This is a genomic window from Euzebya pacifica (assembly GCF_003344865.1).
GTDB lineage: Bacteria > Actinomycetota > Nitriliruptoria > Euzebyales > Euzebyaceae > Euzebya > Euzebya pacifica.
The window spans coordinates 4,629,240-4,650,744 of record NZ_CP031165.1; the positions used below are offsets into that span (position 1 = coordinate 4,629,240).

A 21,505-nucleotide genomic window follows, 5' to 3' on the forward strand; every position below is an offset into this window, starting at 1 on the left:
ATGCGTGTTGCCGCCATCCAGTCCGACCTCGAGTGGGAGGACCACGAGACCAACCGTCGCCGCCTCGCCGACCGCATGTGGGCGGCGGCTGCCGCGGGGGCCCACCTCGTCGTCCTGCCGGAGATGTTCCCGACCGGCTTCTCCATGAACGCCGAGGAGATCGCGGAGGACCACGACGGTGAATCCGTGCAGTGGCTGGTCGACCAGGCCAGCACCCACGGCCTGCACGTCTGCGGGTCGATCTCGATGCGCTCCCCCGGCTACGACAAACCGACCAACACCCTGGTCGTCGCCGGCCCCGACGGCGAGCTCGGGCGGTACGCAAAGATCCACCCCTTCTCCTTCGCCGGCGAGACCGACCACTACAGCCCAGGCACGCAGCGGCTGACCCTCCCGATCCCCACCGGCGGCGGCGAGGTCGTCCGCACGACCTTCTTCGTCTGCTACGACCTGCGGTTCGCCGACGACTTCTGGGAGACCGCCGCCGACACCGACCTGTACGTCGTGGTCGCCAACTGGCCGCGCGCACGCCGCCGCCACTGGACGACGCTGCTGACCGCCCGGGCGATCGAGAACCAGGCCTACGTCGCCGCCTGCAACCGGGTGGGGACTGACGGCAACGACGTGGAGTACTCGGGCGACTCGATGATCATCGATCCGCTCGGCTACGCGCTGGCCACAGGCGCCATGACCGACACGATGGTCCTGGCCGACGTCGACCCTGCGACGGTCACCGACGTGCGCACGCGCTTCCCGTTCATGGCTGATCGTCGCTGATTCCGGCGCGTGGCGCCCCGCGGTCGTCGCTGCCCTGGTCGCCGGTCTCGTCGCTCGCCCAACGACGAGCCCACCTGATCGCCTCCGACACCGGCATCGCGGCGGCGAAGCCCCAGCCCTGGCCGTGCGTGGCACCGAGCGCGGTCAGCTGCGCGATCTGTTCCTCGGTCTCCAGCCCCTCGGCCACCACCGGCAGGCCGAGCTGTTCGGTCATGTGGAGCACACCGCGCAGGACCGCGAGGCCGGTGGCCGTCTCGGTCGCCCCGTTCGTGATGGTCCGGTCGAGCTTCAGCTGGTCGAGCGGGAAGGTCCCCAGATAGCTCAGCGAGGAGTACCCGGTACCGAAGTCGTCCAGGCTGATGCCGATGCCCCGGTGGTGCAGTGCCTGCAGGGTCGCGCGACCCTGTCCGGCGGGGTCCAGCAGGATCCCCTCGGTGACCTCGATCACCAGCGCGCTCGCCGGGAGGTCGTAGCGGCGAAGCACCTCGTCGACCGTGCTCATGAACTCTGCGCGGGCCAGCTGCAGCGGAGAGGTGTTCACCGCCACCTTGACCGGGGTGCCCAGCAGGTCCCGCATCCAGGCGATGGCCTGGCAGGACAGCTCCAGCACCACGTTGCCCAGCTCCACGATCAGGCCGGTCTCCTCGGCCACGTGCACGATCTTGTCGGGTCGCACCCACCCTCGTACGGGATGTTCCCAGCGGAGCAACGCCTCGAACGATGACGGACGGCGTGTCGCGAGGTCCATGATCGGCTGGAGGTGGACCTCGATCAGCCCCGAGCGCAGGGCGCTGCGAAGGTCGCTCTCCAGCAGAAGGCGCTCGACCGCCGCGTCGCCCATGTCGGTGTCGAACTCCACGACCCGGTTGCGGCCGCCGGTCTTGGCCTCGTAGAGGGCGGCATCGGCGTCGCGCAGGACGTCCTCGGCCGCCTTGTCGCGGTCGATGACGGTCGCCAGGCCGATGCTGGCCGTGACGGTCAGCTCGTAGCCGGCCACGACGATCGACTGGTCGAGCGCGGCAACCATGGCATCCGCGACCGCGGCGGGACCCGGCCCGTCCTCGACATGCGGGACGAGGACGACGAACTCGTCCCCGCCGAACCGGCTGAGCGTGGTGTGGCCGGGGAGGGCGTCGGTCCAGCGCTTGGCGACCGCAGCGATCAGCAGGTCCCCGGTGTGGTGGCCGAGGCTGTCGTTGACCACCTTGAGCCGGTCGAGGTCGCAGTAGAGGACCGAGACCGGGTGCGTCGGAGAGGCGTGCAGCAGGGCCGCACGCAGGTCGGCCACCAGCGTCGCCCGGCTCGGCAGCCCCGTGAGCGGATCGAAGTGGGCCAGCCGTTCCAGCTCCTGCTCGGCTGCCCGTCGGACGGTGACGTCCCGGAAGGTGACCACGAGACCGCGCACGTCGGGATCGTCGCGTCGATCGACCACCGCGGCGTTCACCCACGCCGTCAGTCCACCGGGCACGCGCACCCGACCCTCCCACGGCGTGGATCGACCCCGCTGGGACAGGGCGCCTTCCATCGCTGCGAGGGCGCTGGCGCGGTCGCTCTCGTGGACGAGGTCCAGCATGCGGGTACCGACCAGCCCCGAGGTGCTCAGCATCGCGCCGTTGCCCGCACCCACGACCTCGGTCACCAGCCCGTGGTCATCGCAGATGACCACCTGGTCGGCGACATCCCCGAGGAGTGTCCGCAGTCGGCGCCGGTCGCTGTCGACCGCCCCGACGAGGGTCGCGTGCTGATGGGCGACGCGCGCCGCACGCCATGTGAGCAGTCCCACGGACACCACGAGGGCCGCGGCGGTGAGCGGGGTCAGTCCTCCCCGGAGTGCGACCGCCACGACCGTTGCGAAGCAGGCGGCCCAGATCGGTGCCAGGCGCCAACGCCCCCACGCCCGCCCGAACGGCGCAGGCGCCGATCTGCGGGGCAGCGCGAAGGACCGAGTAGGCATGCCTTCTGGATCGTCCTCGGTCGCCGAGACTTGAGCCTCAGGACGGTCGTTCGGAGGACCACGTCACACCGGGCTCGGTGCGCTGCCCATCGGTGACCCGTGCGAGGGCCCAGTCAAGGGCGTCCTGGGGCGCCATGGCCCGTGCGTAGTGCCAGCCCTGGCCGAGGGTGGCGCCCAGCCCCCGGAGCCGTTTCACGTCGGCGAGGTTCTCGAGCCCTTCGGCCACGACGGGCAGGCCGAGGTTCTGGGTGATCCGGATGATGCCGGCAAGCACCGCCGCACCCGTCGCCGTCTCGGCGGTGCCGGTCACCAGGGCGCGGTCCAGCTTGAGCTGGTCCAGCGGGAAGGTCCCCAGGTAGCTCAGCGAGGAGTAACCGGTGCCGAAGTCGTCCAGGCTGATGGACACCCCCTGCACGTGGAGGTCCCGCAGGGTCCCGCGGGCCAGCCCTTCCTCGTCGAGCAGGATGCTCTCGGTGACCTCCAGCACGAGCGCGTCCGACGGCAGCCCATGCCGCTCGAGGGTCGCGCGCACCGTGTCGCCGAAGCCGGGACGCAGGAGCTGCATCGCGGAGGTGTTCACCGCCACACGGATGGGCGCGCCGGTCAGCCGCCTGATGCGCGCGATGGCCTCGCAGGCCAGGTCCAGGACCTGTTCGCCGAGGGGGACGATGAGCCCGGTCTCCTCCGCGAGGGAGATGATCGTCGGCGCCGGCACCCACCCTCGATCCTCGGTGTGCCAGCGGACGAGGGCTTCGAAGGACTCCGGCAGCCCCGTCGCCAGGTCGACGATGGGTTGCAGGTGGACGACGACGTCACCGGCCCGCAACGCCCGGCGGAGCTCCTGCTCGAGGTGCAGCCGTTCCAGCGCACTGCGGCGCATGGCGGGATCGAACTCCTTGATCTGGTTGCGTCCAGCGCCCTTGGCCTCGTACAGGGCGGCATCGGCATCGCGCAGCGCCTCGTCGATCGTCGTGCCGCCGGCGGTGATCGTGGTCACGCCGATCGACGCCGACACGGTCAGCTCGTTGTCCGCGATCCGGAGCGGTGTGCGAAGGTCTCGGAGCAGGGCCTCGGCGAACTCCAGCGCGTCGAGGCGGCCGCGTTCGTGCGGATAGCAGATCACGAACTCGTCCCCACCGAAGCGGCTGAGGGTGGCACGGGGCGGCAGCAGGGCGTTCCATCGTTCCGCGACCGCCGAGATGACCTCGTCCCCGACGTGGTGGCCGAGGCTGTCGTTGACGACCTTCAGCCGGTCGAGGTCGCAGTACAGCATGGAAACCGGACAGGTCGACGTCGCTCCCTGCAGCAGCTCCGCCGCGACCGACCGAAGGGTGTCGCGGCTGGCGAGCCCCGTGAGCTGGTCGTACATGGCGCGGCGCCGGAGGTCCTCCTGCGCGATCCGACGGTCGGTGATGTCCCGGAAGGTAACGACCAACCCGCCCACCGACGGGGTGTCGAACCGGTCGACCATCACCCCCTCGATCCAGCGCAGCTGTCCGTCGATGACCAGCCGCACCTCACGCGAGATCGACGTCCCGGGGGCGCGGGCCGCTGCGGCCTTGTCGATCCACATCGACTCCCGGTCCTCGGGGTGGACGAAGTCCAGCAACACGATGTCCGCGAGGCCCGGACCCTCCTCCAGCCGGTGGCCCACCTGCCGCACCACGACGAAGTCCCGGTCGACGATGAGGATGTTGTCCTGCACGTCGTGCAGCAGCGTCTCCAGCTGCAGGCGGTCGGCGTCGAGGCGCCGGCTGAGCAGCCGTTCCGTGCGCACCATGCGAACGACCCGCAGCACCAGCGTCAGCCCCGCCACGGTGACCAGCACCAGCTCGACGGGGTCGAACCCGGCCTCGGGCCTGAAGCGACGGACGCCCGTGTGCGCCACGTAGCTGATGATGGCGACCGTCATCGGCGCCCACCAGCGCAGGGTCCGCGGTTCCCGATCGGCCTCGGGGCGGTACCCGTTGGCGACGATCCAGAGGACCGTCACGAGCAGCACGCCACCGCCGAGCATCAGGCTCGTGCCGACCGCCTGCTCGGCGTATCGTCCACCGGTCATGCTCTGGGGCAAGACGATGATCGCGATCGCCTCGAGCGCGAACCCCGCCGACATCATCCAGCGGACCCTGCTGATGTGCCCGCCGTTCCCGGTCAGGAGGGCGAGGGTGGCCACCGCGAACACGAAGCACACGAACCCGATCGGGACCAGCGACGCGGGGTCGAACACCTCGGCAGCGCGGGGTTGGAAGCGCAGCTCCCATGCCCAGAAGGTGGCGGAGACCGCGACCAGGGCGCTGTCGAGGACGTCCTCAACCCGTGAGTGCCGCAGTCCCAGCAACGTCGGCACCGCCCAGGCGACGAGCGGCACACCGACCAGCACCACGACGAGGTAGCCGGCGCGGGAGTCTCCGAGCGGCAACAGCGTGTCGACACCGCCCGCCAGGAGCGACAGGCCGAGGCCGAGCCCGTACGCCGCCCAGGGGCCGGCGTTCGGGACGCTACGGCGGATGGCCAGCACGGCCCCGACCAGGCTGACCACGCCGAGGACGAGGATGATCCCCGCGTAGCTGGTGCGCACCGCATCCGGAGACAGCACGGTGCGGACGCCGAGGCCGATCACGACCGCGATGGCACCGAGGACCCACGACAGCCGGCTTGCAGTCGTCTGGATCACGCCCTCACTGTCGTCGTCGGGAGCCCCCGGGGCCCTTTCGCCCGGCCCACGTTGCAGCATCATGCCCCGCCAATCGGCGGCGGGGCAATCCACGTGAGGTCCCCGACGATACCCAGACCCGGGGTTCGCGTCAGTCCACCAGGAACGCCTCCGGCAGCTGGTTGGAGCCGTCGACCATGACCCGAGTCGGAACATCGGAGGCGATCCACGCGATGTCGTCGTCGACCAGGTCGGGCGTCGCTGCCTGGGCGTCGTTCTGCCACGTCATCAGGTTGTCGAGGATGGTGTAGCCGTGGTCGGTCAGCCCGTAGCTCGACAGGCCGTGCGGGTGGAAGTACGCCGTGGTCGGGAACGTCAGCACCGACGCGAAGGTCCGTACGACGCCGGCGCCGACGGGGATCTCCGCGATCGACGACAGCTCGTCGGCTCCATCGGTGGTGGTCACCACCGTGCCGCCTGCACCCTCCACGGCCGAGGCAGCGATGCCCCAGTTCGGCATGTTGTCCTCGCCGTCCTCGATGGAGTAGCCGATCGGCAGGGGTTCGGCGGTCTGGCGCCGACCGCCGGCCCCCTCGGCCGCGCCCGGGTTGTTGGTCCCGGCAGCCAGTGGGTGGTCGTAGCCGTTGGAGAACACTGCGTGTCCGGCGTAGACGCCCTCGACCGCCACGTCGTCGAGCGACAGCCCGAGGTCCATGAAGGCGACCGCCTGCACGGCGTCGTCGGTCAGCACGACGTTGCCGCCCGCTCGGGCGAAGTCCGCCAGACGTGTCCCCATGGCCGCGGCGTCGGTCGCGGTGTACCCGGTGGCGGGCAGGTCGAGCAGGCCCTGGCTGAAGGTCTCGTAGGTGTCGAGATCGGTGACGTAGCCGGGCAGGAAGGCGCCGTCGACGGCGATGACCGTGTCGAAGTCCGACAGGTCTCGCTCGCCGGACAGCACCTCGTCGACGTCGATCGCGGTCAGGGTCGTGTCATCGGCCAACCACGGCTCGAGCTCGGTGAAGAAGTCCATGTTGGACACGTCGTAGGCAGCCTGCACGGGGTCGTCCCACACGGGGGCGGTGGACAGCTCGACCTCGTAGGTGATCCGCATCGGCTGCAGGGTGTTGGCGATGACGCGGTACTGGCCGTCGGCCGGGTGGTTCCAGTCGGAGTGGTCGCCGGCGACCCGGTACACCGCGCCGTCGGAGCCGTAGGTCGGCCGTTCCACCCAGCGCTGGGTGGCGTCGTCGAAGCGCTGCACCCTGACCTCGCCGACGTGCACCGACTGGTGGGTCACGTTCTGGAAGCGGACGCTGGCGGAGATGCCGGCCACGTAGTACTGGGTGTCCAGCGGGCCGAGGTCGCTGCCGTCGTTGTCGACGGTGAACTCGGCCAGGACGGTGTCGCCCGTGCTGGTCATCGCGGTCCCGGCGAGGTCGGGCATGTCCACGGCATCGGCCGGGGTGGGCCGAAGCTCGACGCCCGGGTCCACGAGGCGGCGGGGGTTGACCAGGTAGCCGACGTCGGTGCCGTCGAGGTCGAACCGGCCGTCGACCGGCTCGAGCTCGAAGTTGAGCATCGAGTAGATCAGGCCCTTGTTGCCGTCGACGTGCAGCTGCTCGGCCTCGGCGACGTAGCAGGTACCGACCCCGCAGTTGCCCAGGTGCGACAGCATCATCTCGTTGTCGATGCCGTCGGCGTCCAGGCCGATCGGCGAGTCGATCCAGTTGCCCAGCGCGCCGGTGGCGGTGTACTCGATGGTGTCCCAGATCGTCCCGTACTGCACGCCGTAGGACCGCTGGTCGCAGTCCTCGCCGGGGGGCAGGTGGGTGTCGCCGTTGGGGGCGACCCCGGCGAACTCCACGCACTGCTCGGGTGCGTCGTTGGGCTTGATGATCGGCGACCAGGCCAGCCGGGTCTCGGCGTCACGCCACGCCTGCTCGACGAACTCCATGATGCGTTCGTTCTCGTCGTAGGGCCGCTGGGACCCGCCGAGGAGGGTGTAGGAGAAGGCGTTCGCCTCGACCATGCCGTGCAGGTCGATGCCACCGGTCCACTCGTCGCTGACCTCCTGCAGCGCCTTGCCGAGGCTGCGGGACTCCGTTTCCGACCACGGGGTGAAGGACGGGTCGGTGTAGCCGATCTCGGGCCAGTCGCGGTTGAGGTCCATGCCGTTGCCGTTGAAGCGCTGGAAGGCGGTGCTGCCCTCCTGCACGTCGCCGCGGGTCCAGCCGTCGGGGTTGGGCAGCACGAAGTAGCTGACCGAACGCATCATGACCTCGCCGACCGGCAGGTTGCGCGCCAGGCGGCCGCCCTCGGTGGTGATGTCGGCGCCCTCGGTCTCCAGCAGCAGCCGCTCGGGCTCCTGCGAGGCCCAGGTGGCCAGGTCCTCGATGGCCCGGATGCCGCCCTCGGCGCCGGCGCGCTCGATGCCGTGGACCGACAGGGACCAGACGAAGTGGTCACGGTCGGCGGTCGGAACGGGCGCGACCGCCTCGCCGAGGAGTCGCGCGTCCTCCGGGGCGGTGACCCGCACCATGTACAGCGGACGTTCGTCGCGGTCGCCGAGCTCGGTCCCGTTGCCCTCGGAGTGGCCGTCCCCCATCTCCTCCTGCAGCACGTCGTCGAACTCGTCGGTCCGGGACAGGTCGATCAGGTCGACGAAGTCACGGGTGACGTCGAGCTCGTCGGCCATGAACCGCAGCCCCGCGATGGTCTCCTCGAAGCCGAGGTAGTGGCGGGCAGCACAGACCGCGTTGCCCTTGGCGAACGGGGAGCCGACCCCGGGATGGGGGGTCTCCTCGCCCAGGCCGTTGGCCCAGTAGGCCTGCGGGTCGGGGAAGACCCGACCGCACAGGGCGTAGGTCTCGGGGTTGTCGGCCACGGGGCTTGCGACCGCCACCGGGGTGGAGGTCGCAAGCGGCGCAAGGGCCACGAGGACCGCCAGCGCCGCGATGAGCGCCAGTGTCCGGATGCGCCCGGTACCGGAGAGGATGGATGTGCCCGCCATGTCGATGTCTCGCTTCGGCTCGTCAGTCGATGTCGAGCCGTGAGTTCGACATGGCAGGCCCGTTCTCCTGCCTGCGCTCCCCCGCGGGATCAGCCCGCGTCGAGCGCGTCCTGCAGCAGCTTGCGGATGATGACACGCAGCGCGAGGACCTCGTCGGCCCCCTCGAAGATCGACAGGACCCGGGCATCGACGAAGTAGCGGCTGACCGCGTACTCCTCGGCGTAGCCGAAGCCACCGTGGATCTGCATGGCCTCGCGAGTGACCCATTCCGCGGCCAGGCAGCTGAAGGCCTTGACCATCGACGCCTCCATCTGGCCCGAGCCAGCTCCCAGCAGCTGCGCCGAACGGTAGGAGAAGGTCCGCGAGGCCGCGATGATCGCCGCCATCCGGCCGAGCTTGGTCCTGGTCAGGCCGTAGCTGGCCAGCGGGACGCCGAACACGTGGCGCTCCCCGGCGTAGGTGGCGGCCGCCTCGAAGGCCGCCTGCATCACACCCGTTGCCCGTGCCGCGGTCTGCAGGCGCCCGTTGGCGAAGGCATCCATCTGCAGGTAGAAGCCCTTGCCGAGCTTCTCCTCGCCACCGACGACGTTGGCTGCCGGGATCCGGTAGTCCTCGAAGGAGATCTCGAAGGAGTGCATGCCGCGGTAGCCCAGCGTCGGGATGGCCTTGGCCTCCATCCGGCCGCCCAGCGGGGACTCGTACTCCCAGCTGTGACCGGGGAACGACGGCTTCTCGACCACGAACAGGCTCAGGCCCTTGTGCGCCTTGGACCGATCGGGGTCGGTCCGGGCCAGCAGCATCAGCAGGTTGGCCTTGCCACCGAAGGTGCACCAGGTCTTGACGCCGTTGACGACGTAGTCGTCGCCGTCCTTGATGGCCTGGACCTTGATGCCGGCAACGTCGGAGCCGTAGTCGGGCTCGGTGACGGCGACACCACACATCAGCTCACCGGCGGCGATGGCCGGCAGCCACCGCTCCTTCTGCTCCTCCGTGCCCCCGCCCACGAGGGCCTTGGACAGGATCTCGGGCCGGGTGATCAACGATCCGGCCACGCCGAGTGACCCGCGGGACAGCTCCTCGGTGACCACGACCATCGACATGAAGTCGTTCTCGCTGTGTCCCTCGGCGAAGCCGCCGTGCTCCTCGGGGATGGACAGGCCGAAGCAGCCCATCTCGGCGAGCTCGGTGATGATGTCGTCGGGGATGTCGGCGTCGTTGCGGTGCACGTGCTCGGCGACGGCCTTGACCCTGGTCTCGGCGAAGTCGCGGAACGTGCCGCGCACCATCGACATCTCCTCGTTGAGGGCGCTGGGCAGCTCGGTCGTGCGGCTGACCTCCTCCCCCAGCTCCTCCAGCAGGGCGGTGTCGCGGGCGGCGCGGAAGGCCGTGGCGAACCCCTCACCGTTCCAGGCCGCGTCGGCGGACAGGTCCCAGTCGTCCTCGCGACCGGCCAGGCGTGCGGCCAGGTCAGCGGCCATCTCCCCGGCGAACGCGAGGGTCAGGCGGGCCTGCAGGCCACCCTTCTCGCCGTAGTCCAGCATCTGCTCCGCCGCAGCGACACGGGACGCAGCGCTCGCGAGGTCATAAGCGAGCTGCTGCTCGCGGTCGACCAGCTCGATGCTGATCCGGCCGTCCTTGCTGGCCGACGCTGCCAGCCGCGCGACGGCGCCGTCGACGACCTCGCGTGCGGCGGAGACGATGGTGCGGGCAGTGTCGAGCGTCATGGGGCAACCTCGGTTCGGCGTCGGTGGTCGGTGCATTGTTACCTGCCGGTAGCCAACGGAGAAACCTGACCCCGGTCACAGGGTCGGCTGGCATGCCGTGCCGGTGGCCTGCGGATCGGCATGCCACGACCGGACGATGATGCGGCCATGGACACACTGCAGCCGTTCGAGGGGGCCGCACGCGCGGTCGAGGCATCGATCGCGACGGTGGAGGACTGGGATGCGCCGGGGCTCGGCGAGTGGTCGGTCGCCGAGCTGGTGGCCCACCTGATCAGGGCCGCCGACCGCATCACCCACTACCTGGCCCAGCCGGTGGATGGCGAGGTGCCCGTGTGCGACCGGGTCGAGTACTTCCGCTTCGACCATCGGGCCGCCGCGACGGGGGTCGCCGACCGCTCGAGGGCGGACGCCACCCGGATCGGCACCGCCGCGTTGGCGAGGACCTTCACCGCCGCATGGACGGCCACAACCGCGGCGCTGCGAACCGAGCCGGCCGATCGCATCGTGCCGACCTTCATGGGTCCGATGACCCTCGAGGAGTACAGCGCGACCCGAGTGCTCGAGCTCGTGGTCCACGGCCTGGACCTGTGCCGAGCCCTCGATGTCCCGGAACGGACCGACCCGACGGCGCTGGCGATGACCGAGCGCATCCTGCGGTCCCTGCTCGATGGCGACATGCCCGGCGGGCTCACCGGGACGGCGTTCGTGATGGCGGCAACGGGCCGCGACCCACATCCCGACCCGCGCCTGCCCGTCCTCAGCTGATCCGGTCGGCTGAACCCCTCGGTGCCGCCAGTCGCAGGACCATCCGTGCGCCGCCCACGTGGGCGGTGTCGAGGACCACGTCACCGCCGTGGGCACGGGCGATCCCGCGGCTGATCGCAAGTCCGAGCCCGGCCCCGCCGTCGCCGGCCGAACGTGCCTCGTCGAGGCGCACGAACCGACCGAAGACCTCCTCGGCCCGGGCGAAGGGGATGCCTGGCCCGTCGTCGGTGACCGTCACGACCCCCTCGCGGCCGACCTCGACGGTGACCTGCGACCGGGCATGCCGAACCGCGTTGTCGACCAGGTTCCGGATCGCCCGCACGACCTGACGTCGGTCGGCATCCACCACCACGTCGGCGCCGCTCACCTCGACGGCCACCCCGTCCCTGCGGGCAGTAACGGCCTCGTGGGCGATGGCGAGCAGGTCGACGGAGGCGCGGTTCGGGCCGTTGTCCGCCTCGTCGTGCCGGGCCAGGAACAGCAGGTCGTCGACCAGGGCCTGCATGCCAGCGACATCGTGGAGCACCCGACGGGTCGTCCGGTCGTGGTCGACGGTCTCGGGGTGGGCGAGGTCGACCTCCAGCTCGGCTCGCAGACGTGTCAGGGGGCTGCGCAGCTCGTGGGCCGCGTCGGAGGTGAACTGCCGCTGCGTGGCTGCCGCGGACTCGAGCCGATCGAGCATGTCGTTCATCAGCCGGGCCAGCTGGGCGATCTCGTCACCCGTGGACGGCTCGGGCACGCGACGGCCGAGGTCCACGCCGGATATCGCGGCGACCTGCCGTTGGATGGCCGCCACCGGGCGCAGGGTCCGACCAACCACCCACCACACCACCCCGCAGAGCACGAGGACCGTGACCGGAAGCCCGACGGCGAGCGAGGCGACGAGGGCCATCCGGCTCTCGCTGACCGGCTCCAGGGTCGTCGCGACGTGCAGCACCGCAGCGGTGCCCGCCGGGCCCGCGTCGATGACCACCGGCCGGCTGAGCACGCGGAACGGTTCGTCGTCCACCGGGATGTCGATCGTGCGGAGGGCCTGTCGGTCCACGTCCGGGGCAAGCGGCGCGCTGCCGTCGGCCACGGGGCTGGCAAGCAGCACGTCGCCGTCTGCGGTGACGACCTGGGCCAGGGCGTCGTCCCCGTCGCGGCTGGCCAGCTGGTCGGGCAGGCTGTCACCCCCGAGCAGCCCCTCGATGTCGTCGGCCCGCTGCACCAGCGTGTCGTCGATTCCGTCCAGCAGCACCTCCTGCTGGACCAGCACCAACCCCGCTCCGCCGGCCAGCAGGACGAAGGTGACCACGACCGCCGCCGTCGCCGTCACCCGTGCCCGCAGCGAACGTCGACCCGATCCGCCTCGGGTCACGTGGGTGGTCCCTGGTCGTCAGCGACGTCGGCCAGCCGGTATCCGACCCCCCGGACCGTCTCCACGGCCGTCGAACCCAGCGCGCGACGCAGCCGTGAGACGTAGACCTCGACCACGTTGGGGTCACCGTCCCAGGCCTGATCCCACACGGCATCGAGTATCTGCCCCTTGCTGAGGACCAGGCCGGGCCGCCGCCCGAGGAACTCCAGCACGTCGAACTCGCGGGCCGTCAGGGAAACCGGCCGACCGCGCTGGCTGACCCGTCGTGCGCCGGGGTCGATGTGCAGGTCACCGACGGTGAAGGGTTGGCCGTCGCGACCACCGTGGCGCCGGGCCAGCGCCCGCAGTCGAGCCACCAGCACCGGATAGGAGAACGGCTTGGTGACCCAGTCGTCAGCGCCCGTGTCCAACCCCTCGGCCTCGTCCCACTCCCCGTCCTTGGCGGTCAGCATCAGGATCGGCGTGTCGTCGCCGCGTGCACGGATGTCGGCGCAGACCTGGTAGCCGTTGCGACCCGGCAGCATGACGTCGAGGACGATCACGTCGAAGCGGCCGGCCTCGGCAAGTGCCAGGCCCTCGGGCCCGTCGTGCGCTTCGGTGGTGGAGATCCCTTCGGCGTGCAGGCCTCGACGCAAGCTCGACAGCAGCGTCACGTCGTCGTCCACCAGCAGCACGTTCATCGCATGGCAGATCCTGCCAGCGCTGGCTGAACCCGCGCTGACACGCTGTCAGGTTGCGGTCAGGTGGCTGTCACACGCTGGGGCGAGCAAGAGCACACCACCGAGGAAGGAACACACATGAACCGCAAGCTGATCGCAGTCCTGCTCGGCGCGTTGGCCACCGCGGCGCTCGCCATGGGCGGCGTGGCCATCGCCGGCGGCGAGGACGAGAACGAGGGCCCGGACACCCCCATCACCGGCGAGGCCCTGGACCGGGCCAGCGCCGCAGCGCTCGCCCACACCGGCGAGGGCGAGGTCACCGAGACCGAGGTCGGCGACGAGGAGAGCTACTACGAGGTCGAGGTGACCCTCCCGGACGGCAGCGAGGTCGACGTGCAGCTCGACGAGTCCTTCGCCGTTGTCGGCGAAGAGGTCGAGGACGGGGCGGACGACGACTGACGTTACCCCTCCGTCTGCGACCGCTGCCCCAGGGCGGCGGTCGTTTCGCTTTTTGGGGCCCACTCCTGCCCCGTCTAGCCTCGGCAGACCCATCCCGCGCCGCCCAGGAGGCCCACGCATGCAGTTCGGTCGTTATCTCGAGGAGTTCCAGGTCGGGGACGTGTACAAGCACTGGCCCGGCAAGACGATCACGCAGGCCGAGGACATCCTCTTCTGCTCGATCACGATGAACCAGCACCCGCTGCACTCCGACGACAACTACGCGGCAGCGGCCACGCCCCACGGCAACGCCATGGTGGTCGGCAACCTCGTGTACTCCATCGTCCTCGGCCAGAGCGTCCCCGACGTGTCCGGCCGCGCGATCGCCAACCTGGAGATCGAGTCGCTCAAGCACGCCAACCCGACCTTCCACGGCGACACCATCTACTCCGAGACCGAGGTGCTGGAGGTCCGCGAGTCCCGCTCCAAGCCCGACCGCGGCATCGTCAAGGTCAAGACCATCGGCTACAAGCAGGACGGCACCATCGTCTGCGAGTTCACCCGCAAGGTCCTGATCCCCAAGAAGGACGCGGCAGGGGAAGAGTTCCCGGGCCGGCCCCTGCCACAGACCGACTAGCGCCGGCCCGGGAACTCGGGGGGTTCGAAAGGGGGGCGGAGCCTGCGGAGCCCCCCTTGGGAGAGCAGAGCCCCGGAAGGCCCCTGCCACAGACCGACTGACCCCGGCTGGGAGCTCGGGACACAGACAGAACGAAGGGCCGCCTGGGGGAAGGCGGCCCTTCGTGTGGGGGCGGAGGATGAGGGGGTTCCTGCCCCGTTGTGATGATCCGAGCGGCCCTGTCGGGGGGCCGTCAGCGACAAGGTTGCCCCTCCCGAAGCGGCAACAAACCGAGTTCGGGAGAAAAGTTCTCGTGATCGTCAGCGGCTGAGTGAGTCCACGACGTCGTCGGTGATCACGGCCGTGCCACCGACGACCTTGAGGCCCTCGGCGTGACGGCCGAGCCAGTCGGTGGTGACGGGAGCTCCACCGGGGTTCCTGCCGTCGATCAGCACCAACGGCGAACCGCTGCGCGCTGCCGCCGGGCCCGCCGCGAGCGCGTCGGGGAAGTCCAGGCCGGTCGCGACCCACACGTCGGCGTCGTCGAGACCTGACTCGCGGGCGACATCGGCAACCGCGGCGCTGGTCGCGTAACGGGTGTCACCCGAGATCCGGACCAGCTCGGCGTCGGCCAGCTCCGCGGCTTCTTCGGCAACGCTGTCGCGGATGGCGGCGGTACCACCGATCACGATGACCTCGTCCGGGCGGTACTCCGTCAGGAGGTCGGCAACCGCGTCGGGCAGCCTGTCGCCCTCCGTCAGCAGGACCGGGGCGTGGTCGTGGGCGGCGAGGGCGCTGGCGGACAAGGCATCCGGCCACGCCCGGCTGGCGTCCTCGGCGTCACCGAGCGCCAGGTAGACCCTGCCGATGCGCGCGGGGTCCTCATAGGACGCGATGTCCTCGGCGACCACCGCGCTGAGGTCGTATCGGTCGTCGGCCTCCAGGCGGGCCCGGAAGCGGACGCCGATCAGAGCGCTCCACGCGCTACGTGATGCTGATGCACCTCGATGGCGACCGGACCGCCGCGACGGTGCGCGATGCCATGACCACCGCGATCACTGGGCTGCCCGAGCACCTGCGGCGGTCCATCACCTGGGACCAGGGCATCGAGATGGCCGAGCACGTCCAGTTCACCATCGACACCGACGTGCCCGTCTACTTCTGCGACCCCCACTCGCCCTGGCAACGCGGTTCCAACGAGAACACCAACGGGTTGCTGCGCCAGTACATGCCCAAGGGCACCGACCTGTCAGTCCACACCCCAGCGGACCTCAACGACTTCGCCGAGAGCCTCAACACCCGCCCCCGACAAACCCTCGGCTGGAAGACCCCAGCCGCCCAACTCGCCCAACTTGTTGCACCCACCGGTTGACAACAAGCTGACCACCACGACAGTGGCCGATGGGCCACGAACGTCGGAGTGGGGACAGAATGCCCCGAGATCACGTCCCCGGAGGACCCCGGTGTCCGGACACAAAAAGATCGGCGGCCCGCCGTGCCGGGGGGGAGGACACGGTGGGCCGCCGGATGTCTGACTATAGCCGGACCACTAGCACTTCTGCCACTGAATAGCATTCATTTCTTGACAAATTACAAGTAACTGTGGTATTGGAACCGGTCAACGGCAACCGATCAGGCAGTTTCGCCCGATTCGACCTGGGGTTCGGCGGCCGGCGCGGCCTCGCTGGCACCGTCGAGGCCCAGCTGCGAGCGGATCTCCGACAGGCGTGCCTGCGCCTCGGTGTTGAGCGCGGCCTGCTCGATCTCGAGCATGCGTCCCTCGATCGATTCGCCCTGCAGCTCCTGCGTCCCCTTCGCCTGCGCGTAGCGCCTCTCGATCTTGTCACGCACCTCGTCGAAGGACGGCGTGTCCTGCCCGACCTGCTCCGACAGCGACGCCATCGCGGAGTTCATCTGCTCCTGCATCTTGGCCTGGTCGAGCTGCCCCATGAGCTGCTGGCGCTCGGCCAGCTTCTTCTGCAGGGCGGTGGAGTTCTGCTGCACGGCGGACTTGGCCTGGTCGGCGGCCTGGGCGGACTGCAGCGACAGCGCCTTGAGGTTCTCGACCTCGTGCTCGATGGAGATCAACCGGTTGGCGAAGGACTCCGCCGCGGCGGTGTACTCCTGCGCCTTCTTGGCGTCCCCCTTCTTGGTGGCGTCCTCGGCCATGAGCACGGCCTGTCGAGCGGACCTGGTGACCTTCTCCAGCTCCTCCATCGACCGGTTCAGGCGCATCTCGGTCTGCTTCTGGTTGGCGATCACGTTGGCCGCCTGCTCCTTCAGCTTCCGGTGCTGCTCCTGGGCCTCGAGGATCGCCTGCTCGAGCTGGACCTTCGGATCGGCGGCCTCGTTGAACTTCCCCGTGAACAGCGCCACGAGGTAGTTCCAGGACCTCTTGATCAGCTTGAACATCTATGCAACTCCCATCTGGGCGGTTCCACCGCCGGTGTCTTCCAGCGCCACTCTCAGCGCTTCCATTTCTCCAACGAGGCTGTCGACATCGGAGTCGAGCCCCGAGAGCTGGCCGGAGTCTCCGGACAGCGACAACTCGACCGCACGGGCCACGGCTTCGTCAAGGCGGGCATCGAGCAGGCGCAGGCGTTCGGCGGCTTGCTGGGTCACGGCCTCGAGCCGGCGGACCGTCGCGACCTGGGACTCCAGCGCCTCGACGCGCTTGAGGTTGGCGTCGCTCGCGTGGCGCTGTGCTTCCTGCCGTGCCATCGCGAGGCTGCGTTCGGCCTGGCTGGTGTTCAGCTGGTGCAGCCCGTCCTGGAGCGCCTGGCCCCGCTGCGCGATGCGCCAGGACTCTCGGACGCCGTCCTGGATGCGGTCGCCGATGACGGTCAACCGGTCCTTGAGCGGCCCCGAGCGCGCCGAGGCGAGGACCTTGTCGTAACGCGCCTTCGCGAACTGTGTCTCCAGGACGTACTCGCGCCACGGCGAGCGCAGCGCCCGCGGGTTGATCTCGTCGCCCTTGCCCCGACGCGGGACGGCGGCAGCGACTCGGCCCGCGTAGGCCCCGATGCCAACGACTGCGCCGATGATGGGGCCACCCAGGAGGATGCCCGCCGCCGCGGCACCGCCGAGCAGCAGGATCGACGAGGGCGCGGTGATCGCCCGGGCAACGCCCGGGGTGAGGAACCGATCCCTCAGCGACTGGTCCTCGATGGCCGTCATCGGCGCGGAGCCTAGCGGGTCATGGGGGTGTTGGACATCAGTGGTTCTCCGTAGGGGCCGCTCGTGGTCCGACCGTCAGAAGTTGGAGATCACCGCGGTGAATACCTGGTCGATCGAACGCGGATCCGATGCGTCGTAGCTCGTGGCGTTGGTCGCAACGGCGATCTGCTCGAGCACGTTGAAGTCGGCGTCCCGGCCGTAGCCGATCGGGAACACGCGGACCTGTGCGGCGGTCTCGCCGCGGGCCTGCTCCTCCAGGAAGGTCAGGAGGCCGCCGAGGTCGGAGTTGCGGGGATCGTCGTTGACACCGTCGGTCAGCAGCACGACCGCGTTGATGCGGGTCGGGTCGTAGACCTCGACGATGTCGGCGAAGCTGTCACGGGTCACGGTGTACAGGGGCGTGCCGGCGACCGGGAACAGCCCAGCGAGGGCTTGCTGCAGCGCCTGCTCGTTCTGGCGGACCGGCCCGAGGGGGACGACGTCGAGGTAGTCCAGGGGTTGCCCGTCGTCCGCGATCGCGATGTCGGTGGAGAACGTGCGCAGCCCGACGATGTCGTCGTCGATGAACTGCTCCAGCGCCGTCGTCGCCGCCCGGGTGGCCAGGTCCAGCTTGGTCTCGCGGGACCCGTCGTCGGAGGCGAAGTCAGCCATCGACCCCGAGACGTCCAGGACCAGCAGCACCTGCGCAGCCTTGCGGGTTCGGCCCCACTGGTCGATCAGGTCCACGAGGACACCCGGATCGGGCACTTCCAGCGTGGTGGTCGGCTGGGCCGGGTCGACGCCGTTCTCGGCGATGATCGGGTCAGCGATCGGCACCTCGATGTTGCCCGGACGGAACCCGAACTCCAGCACGCGTTCCTGGTTCTCGGGGCGCTGCACGAAGTCGGTGAAGACCCGGGCCGCCGCGACCTCGTCGGCGTCGACCCACTCGGCGTCCTCCAGCACGAAGAACGGGTTGTCGCTGAACAGCGTCCCCTCCTCCGGGTAGATCGCGACCAGCGGGATCCGTGGCGGCACGACCTCCTCGCCGGGTTCGATGACGCCGTCGGGGTTGCCCCGGTTGTAGTTGATGAGGCTGACCTCCTCGATGGCAACCGCCGAGGCGTAGGTCAGCGCCGTCCCTCTGACGTCGTTGCGGTACCAGTTGTTGAGGAAGGTGAGGGTGGTGTCGCCGTAGTGCACGACGGCGCTCTCGATGGTGCGGGCGTTCTCGACCACGTCCGCCCGAGAGATGTCCTCACCCGTCAACCCGCGGGTCTTGCCGGCCAGGGCGTAGTACTGGGCGATCAGCGCGGCCAGGCCCGAGGTGGAGAAGTTGGGGTTGGTCTTGCCCAGGCGGAACGGCCCCCACTCGGGGTGGCCGAAGGCGGCCCAGCCCTCGGGGTTCTGGCTGAGCTCGAGCAGGTCGTTCCAGCCGATGGGTTCCTCGGGGTACCCCAGCGCCTCGGCCATCGGCTCGGGCATGGCGATGACCAGCGGGGTCAACATGAACGGCTCGAAGTCGGTCGGGGCGATCGGCGCCTGCCCGGCGTCGATGAGCTGCTGGTTGAGCACGCCGCCCCACGCGGACCCGGCCGGTGACCAGATGACCGGTCGCGGCCCCTCGAGTTCCTCGTCCCAGCCCTCGGCCAGCAAGGTGGCCGCGCTGCCCGAGGCCTTGCGCAGCGGACGGACGAAGATGCACTGGCCGTCGACCTCCTCGCCAGCGTCGTTGAACTCCCGCGCGAGGTCGTTCATCAGGTCGATCTTCTCGCTCGACACCGCGATGTCCACGGTGACGCAGTCGCCCGGGTCGGTGTCGGTGAACTCGCCCTCGGCGGCGGTGTCGGTTCCGGGGTCGTCACCGTCCCCGCCCGGGATGCAGGCCGCGGCCAGCAGCGACAGCACCAGCAGCGCTGCGGCAAGGTTGGCTCGACGTGACATGGTGTACCCCTTCGCGGATCGCGCCCCTCGACGCATGACTACTGTCCCCATCGTTGCCGAAGGGCGATCAGGACTCCACCCGAGGGCAGTCCGTCGTCGCCCCCGAGCGCCGGGCCGCCCTCCGAGGACGCCCCGTCCGGGCCCCGCCATCCGGCGTCGCGGAGCTGCGCCCCCACCTGCTCGCCGACGTCGGCGGCATCACCGTGGTCGGTGTCGCCCACGGCGACCGCCACGACCGACAACGACCCGATGGGCTCGGGATACAGGATGACCGGGACGTTCTGGGCGGCACGGGCAGTGACGTCCAGCGCCTCGGCCTCCGTGACGACCGCGCTGTCGTTCTGCGAGCCGGCGAAGCGGATGATGTTCTCCACGCCGGACGGGCTGATCGTGCTCTCGCGCTGGACGGCGTCGAGCCAGCCGATGAACCCTCCGGTGGAGAAGCCGGTCAGGTTGAACGGCGCGCCCGCGTCATTGAAGTAGCCCCCGGCCAGCGCGGCCAGGCCGGTGATGCCCGCGGTGTCGGTGGACGGGTCGGCGAACGCCGGCCGCAGGTCACCGGCGGTGACCAGCGTCGAGGCGCAGGTCCAGGTGGTCCCGCAGGCGGTGACGTCGGCATCGCGCCCGGCGGCCACGACCAGCACGATGGGCGTGGTGGCCACGGTGGGACGTTCCTCGGACAGGGTTGCGCTGCTGCGCCCCGACTCCTCGATCATCTGCACCACGATCGCCGGCGCGACCAGCACGTCGTGGGGCACCTCGGGGATGCTGAAGGCCTCGACCAGGTCCGCGCTGTCCCGTCGCACCGACCCGGCGGGGCAGGCGTCGCCGAGCAGCTCGTCGCACACGACGTCCAGCCCGGTCGCGGGCTCCTCGGCGACATCGTCGACCTGGGTGGCACCGCCGGTGTCATCGGTCGGGGCGATGAACTCCGTGCGCACGAACCACGCGCCGCCGATCAGGGCGACCGCGGCCAGGACCGCAAGGACTTGCTTCATCGACGGCGCCCCATCAGGAGGTCACGATCCGCTCGGGCAGGTCCTCGGGCGTCAGCGTGGCGAGGTCATCGGCCGACGGGTCCTCCAGCGCCACCACCCGGGTGGCGTGCAGCTGCACGGATTCCTCGAAGACGTTGCGCGCCAGCCGGCCGTTGCCGAATCCGCGGTCGCGGGGGACATCGTCGAGCAGCTCGCCGAGCCGGACCTTGGCCTCGTCATCGAAGCGATAGTCCGATCCTCCCGAGATCAGCTCGGCGATCCGCACGAGCTCCTCGGTGGTGTAGTCGGGGAAGTGGATCGTCTGCGGGAAGCGCGACCGCAGGCCCGGGTTGGACGACATCAGCTCGGCCATCTCGTCGGTGTAGCCGGCCATGATGACGACGGTGTCGTCGCGGCGGTCCTCCACGAGCTTGACGATGGCGTCCACGGCTTCCCGACCGAAGTCCTTCTCCCCACCCCGCACCAACGAGTACGCCTCGTCGATCAGCAGGATGCCGCCGCGGGCGGAGTCGAAGACCTTCACGACGTTGGTGGCCGTCTGGCCCACGAACCCGGCGACCAGGCCCGAGCGGTCGGTCTCGACCAGGTGCCCCTTGGGCACGACCTCCAGGGTCCGGTAGATCTGGGCGAGCAGCCGGGCCACGGTCGTCTTTCCCGTCCCGGGGTTGCCGGTGAAGACCAGGTGGTGGCTCTGGTCCCCGACCTTCAGGCCCTTCTCGGCCCGTAGCTTCTGGACCTGCAGCAGGTTGGTGACCAGCTTCACCTCCCGCTTCACCGCGTCGAGGCCGACCAGCCCGTCGAGCTCCTCCAGCAGCTCCTCCAACGGGCGGATCGGTGGCAGCTCGACCTCGACGGCCACGTCCTCCTCGACCGCCTCGGCCGCCTTGGCGCCGGCCGGTGTCCCGGTGGCAGGGTCGGACCCCGTGGACGCGGGCGGGGGGCGTCGGGTGCCACGGGGTAGGCCTGCGGCGCTGATGGAGCCCAGCAGGGTGCGGCGGAAGCGTTCTATGGCCTCGAGCTCGGCGTGCTGGGTCACGCTGTCGAGCGCAGCCACGTGGTGGGCCAGCCGGAGCGCGTGGACGTAGTAGGTCCACGCGTGGTTCGTGCCCCTGGCCTTGTCGGCCACGATGAGCGTGTCGAACATCAACGATGCGCCGTCGATGAAGCTGCGCTTGCCCGCGATCAGCCCGGTGGCGCGGATGTCAGCCGGCGTGGCGTGGTGGATGTGGGTGTCCATGAGCCCGCTGAAGGCACCGATGAGCGCCCACAGCTCCTCGTCGGTGTGGGTGCCGTCGGCGTCGACGAACGCGCTGACGATCTCGTAGGCCTCGGCAACCACATCCGCCCGCGGCTCGGCGCTGCCGAGCTCGGTCAGGGCAGGGGTGACCCCGTCGACGAAGTCACGGACGGGGACGCGCAGGGAATCACTCACGGGTTCAACAGTCTGC

16 protein-coding genes and 1 pseudogene are annotated in these 21,505 nt (G+C 70.0%); 5 read left to right on the plus strand and 12 right to left on the minus strand.

What is annotated here, in order from left to right; genetic code table 11:
* Positions 1–777 (plus strand): nitrilase-related carbon-nitrogen hydrolase, encoded by a 777-nt coding sequence (locus DVS28_RS19850; RefSeq protein WP_114593017.1) that lies wholly within the window; start codon positions 1–3, stop codon positions 775–777.
* Here DVS28_RS19850 and DVS28_RS19855 read toward each other — a convergent pair.
* The 4 genes from DVS28_RS19855 to DVS28_RS19870 form a co-directional block, all read right to left on the minus strand.
* A complete protein-coding gene (locus tag DVS28_RS19855; protein ID WP_114593018.1) occupies positions 758–2,731 on the minus strand; it encodes a putative bifunctional diguanylate cyclase/phosphodiesterase in 1,974 nt (657 codons plus the stop codon). The two genes, DVS28_RS19850 and DVS28_RS19855, sit on opposite strands and share 20 nt — an antisense overlap.
* Positions 2,732–2,768: 37 nt before the next feature.
* Entirely contained in the window at positions 2,769–5,408 is a 2,640-nt protein-coding gene (locus DVS28_RS19860; protein WP_114593019.1) for a putative bifunctional diguanylate cyclase/phosphodiesterase, read from the minus strand.
* A 130-nt stretch (positions 5,409–5,538) separates the two neighbouring features.
* On the minus strand, positions 5,539–8,397 hold the full coding sequence (locus tag DVS28_RS19865) for a M14 family metallopeptidase (protein WP_114593020.1): 2,859 nt from the start codon (positions 8,395–8,397) through the stop codon (positions 5,539–5,541).
* An 89-nt stretch (positions 8,398–8,486) separates the two neighbouring features.
* A complete protein-coding gene (locus DVS28_RS19870; RefSeq protein WP_114593021.1) occupies positions 8,487–10,121 on the minus strand; it encodes an acyl-CoA dehydrogenase family protein in 1,635 nt (544 codons plus the stop codon).
* A 147-nt stretch (positions 10,122–10,268) separates the two neighbouring features.
* Here DVS28_RS19870 and DVS28_RS19875 point away from each other — a divergent pair, with 147 nt between their 5' ends.
* Complete coding sequence (locus DVS28_RS19875) at positions 10,269–10,886, plus strand: maleylpyruvate isomerase N-terminal domain-containing protein (RefSeq protein ID WP_164710803.1); 618 nt, start codon at positions 10,269–10,271, stop codon at positions 10,884–10,886.
* Here the strand turns inward: DVS28_RS19875 and DVS28_RS19880 are convergent.
* Both DVS28_RS19880 and DVS28_RS19885 read right to left on the minus strand, forming a co-directional pair.
* Positions 10,879–11,778 carry an ATP-binding protein gene (locus tag DVS28_RS19880; RefSeq protein WP_425461056.1) on the minus strand — a complete coding sequence of 300 codons (900 nt, stop codon included), beginning with the start codon at positions 11,776–11,778 and terminating at the stop codon, positions 10,879–10,881. The two genes, DVS28_RS19875 and DVS28_RS19880, sit on opposite strands and share 8 nt — an antisense overlap.
* Positions 11,779–12,242: 464 nt before the next feature.
* A complete protein-coding gene (locus DVS28_RS19885) occupies positions 12,243–12,926 on the minus strand; it encodes a response regulator transcription factor (protein WP_114593024.1) in 684 nt (227 codons plus the stop codon).
* 117 nt (positions 12,927–13,043) lie between these two features.
* On the opposite strand from DVS28_RS19885, the gene DVS28_RS19890 reads away from it, so the two are divergent.
* Both DVS28_RS19890 and DVS28_RS19895 read left to right on the plus strand, forming a co-directional pair.
* Complete coding sequence (locus DVS28_RS19890) at positions 13,044–13,364, plus strand: PepSY domain-containing protein (RefSeq protein WP_114593025.1); 321 nt, start codon at positions 13,044–13,046, stop codon at positions 13,362–13,364.
* Positions 13,365–13,482: 118 nt separating this feature from the next.
* A complete protein-coding gene (locus DVS28_RS19895; protein WP_114593026.1) occupies positions 13,483–13,980 on the plus strand; it encodes a MaoC family dehydratase in 498 nt (165 codons plus the stop codon).
* 299 nt (positions 13,981–14,279) lie between these two features.
* Here DVS28_RS19895 and DVS28_RS19900 read toward each other — a convergent pair whose 3' ends face one another.
* Entirely contained in the window at positions 14,280–14,870 is a 591-nt protein-coding gene (locus DVS28_RS19900; RefSeq protein ID WP_114593027.1) for a cell wall-binding repeat-containing protein, read from the minus strand.
* 47 nt (positions 14,871–14,917) lie between these two features.
* Between DVS28_RS19900 and DVS28_RS19905 the strand changes: the two are divergent.
* Positions 14,918–15,331, plus strand: a pseudogene (locus tag DVS28_RS19905) (IS30 family transposase); the annotation flags it as partial.
* A 260-nt stretch (positions 15,332–15,591) separates the two neighbouring features.
* Here DVS28_RS19905 and DVS28_RS19910 read toward each other — a convergent pair.
* The 5 genes from DVS28_RS19910 to DVS28_RS19930 all read right to left on the minus strand — a co-directional run bounded on the left by DVS28_RS19910 (position 15,592) and on the right by DVS28_RS19930 (position 21,489).
* A complete protein-coding gene (locus tag DVS28_RS19910) occupies positions 15,592–16,371 on the minus strand; it encodes a PspA/IM30 family protein (protein ID WP_114593028.1) in 780 nt (259 codons plus the stop codon).
* The gene (locus DVS28_RS19915) at positions 16,372–17,136 is read right to left on the minus strand and encodes a hypothetical protein (RefSeq protein WP_114593029.1); all 765 of its coding nucleotides are present in this window, start codon (positions 17,134–17,136) and stop codon (positions 16,372–16,374) included.
* Positions 17,137–17,211: 75 nt separating this feature from the next.
* Positions 17,212–19,059, minus strand: coding sequence for a substrate-binding domain-containing protein (locus DVS28_RS19920; protein ID WP_164710805.1), 1,848 nt, complete (start codon positions 19,057–19,059; stop codon positions 17,212–17,214).
* A 38-nt stretch (positions 19,060–19,097) separates the two neighbouring features.
* On the minus strand, positions 19,098–20,057 hold the full coding sequence (locus tag DVS28_RS19925; protein ID WP_114593031.1) for a substrate-binding domain-containing protein: 960 nt from the start codon (positions 20,055–20,057) through the stop codon (positions 19,098–19,100).
* A gap of 13 nt (positions 20,058–20,070) precedes the next feature.
* A complete protein-coding gene (locus DVS28_RS19930; RefSeq protein ID WP_114593032.1) occupies positions 20,071–21,489 on the minus strand; it encodes an AAA family ATPase in 1,419 nt (472 codons plus the stop codon).
* Positions 21,490–21,505 lie beyond the last annotated feature (16 nt).

What these genes read in the sequence shown, in the direction of transcription:
- DVS28_RS19920 (WP_164710805.1), bottom strand. Translation starts at nt 19,059, where the DNA reads ATGTCACGTCGAGCCAACCTTGCCGCAGCGCTGCTGGTGCTGTCGCTG.
- DVS28_RS19875 (WP_164710803.1), top strand. Translation starts at nt 10,269, where the DNA reads ATGGACACACTGCAGCCGTTCGAGGGGGCCGCACGCGCGGTCGAGGCA.
- DVS28_RS19855 (WP_114593018.1), bottom strand. Translation starts at nt 2,731, where the DNA reads ATGCCTACTCGGTCCTTCGCGCTGCCCCGCAGATCGGCGCCTGCGCCG.
- DVS28_RS19870 (WP_114593021.1), bottom strand. Translation starts at nt 10,121, where the DNA reads ATGACGCTCGACACTGCCCGCACCATCGTCTCCGCCGCACGCGAGGTC.
- DVS28_RS19850 (WP_114593017.1), top strand. Translation starts at nt 1, where the DNA reads ATGCGTGTTGCCGCCATCCAGTCCGACCTCGAGTGGGAGGACCACGAG.
- DVS28_RS19880 (WP_425461056.1), bottom strand. Translation starts at nt 11,778, where the DNA reads ATGGCCCTCGTCGCCTCGCTCGCCGTCGGGCTTCCGGTCACGGTCCTC.
- DVS28_RS19915 (WP_114593029.1), bottom strand. Translation starts at nt 17,136, where the DNA reads ATGACGGCCATCGAGGACCAGTCGCTGAGGGATCGGTTCCTCACCCCG.
- DVS28_RS19910 (WP_114593028.1), bottom strand. Translation starts at nt 16,371, where the DNA reads ATGTTCAAGCTGATCAAGAGGTCCTGGAACTACCTCGTGGCGCTGTTC.
- DVS28_RS19885 (WP_114593024.1), bottom strand. Translation starts at nt 12,926, where the DNA reads ATGAACGTGCTGCTGGTGGACGACGACGTGACGCTGCTGTCGAGCTTG.
- DVS28_RS19925 (WP_114593031.1), bottom strand. Translation starts at nt 20,057, where the DNA reads ATGAAGCAAGTCCTTGCGGTCCTGGCCGCGGTCGCCCTGATCGGCGGC.
- DVS28_RS19865 (WP_114593020.1), bottom strand. Translation starts at nt 8,397, where the DNA reads ATGGCGGGCACATCCATCCTCTCCGGTACCGGGCGCATCCGGACACTG.
- DVS28_RS19890 (WP_114593025.1), top strand. Translation starts at nt 13,044, where the DNA reads ATGAACCGCAAGCTGATCGCAGTCCTGCTCGGCGCGTTGGCCACCGCG.
- DVS28_RS19895 (WP_114593026.1), top strand. Translation starts at nt 13,483, where the DNA reads ATGCAGTTCGGTCGTTATCTCGAGGAGTTCCAGGTCGGGGACGTGTAC.